The sequence below is a fragment of the Mycobacterium sp. 1245801.1 genome, from assembly GCF_001673055.1.
In the GTDB taxonomy this organism is placed as follows: Bacteria; Actinomycetota; Actinomycetes; order Mycobacteriales; family Mycobacteriaceae; genus Mycobacterium; species Mycobacterium europaeum_A.
Window position 1 is genome coordinate 1 of sequence record NZ_LZKY01000072.1, and the last position, 560, is coordinate 560.

Annotated in this window: 2 protein-coding genes; both read right to left on the reverse strand. The window is 63.6% G+C overall.

What is annotated here, in order from left to right:
- Positions 1 to 215 (reverse strand): WXG100 family type VII secretion target (locus tag A5622_RS04440; RefSeq protein WP_066876954.1); only part of this gene is annotated, 215 nt, incomplete at its 3' end.
- 44 nt (positions 216 to 259) lie between these two features.
- Positions 260 to 556, reverse strand: coding sequence for a WXG100 family type VII secretion target (locus tag A5622_RS04445; protein WP_007168951.1), 297 nt, complete (start codon positions 554 to 556; stop codon positions 260 to 262).
- Positions 557 to 560: the final 4 nt, after the last annotated feature.

Genomic DNA, 560 nt, shown 5'->3' on the forward strand with positions numbered 1-560 from the left:
CCGTGGGAGTTGGCCTGCTCGTAGATGACCTGGAAGTTGCGACCCAACTGGGTGATGAACTCCTGGCATGCCACCGAACCCGCACCGCCCCAGAAGTCGCCGGCAGCAAGCACATCGCGAACGATGGCCTGGTGCTCGGCCTCCAAGGACGCGGCCTGGGCGCGGATCAAGGCACCGTGGGCGTCTACGTCGCCGAACTGGTAGTTAATGCTCATTGGCTTTGCTCCTTAAAAGTGTTGTGCAGCAGCGGTTTCGGCCGCTAGCTGCTGAGGATCTGCTGCGAGGCCTGCTCTTGCTGCTCGTAGTTGTTCGCGTCGCGAATCAGCCCGTCGCGCACCCCGTGGAGCATGTTGACGATGTTGCGGAAGGCCTGGTTGACCTGGCCCATGGTGTCGTACGAGGTGGCCTGGGCCTGACCGCTCCAGCCCGAGCCGGCGATGTTCATCGACGACGCCCACATCTTGCGGGCCTCGTCCTCAACGGTCTGGGCGTGCACCTCGAAGCGGCCCGCCATCGCCCGCATCTCGTGCGGGTCGGTCATAAAACGTGTTGCCATGTCG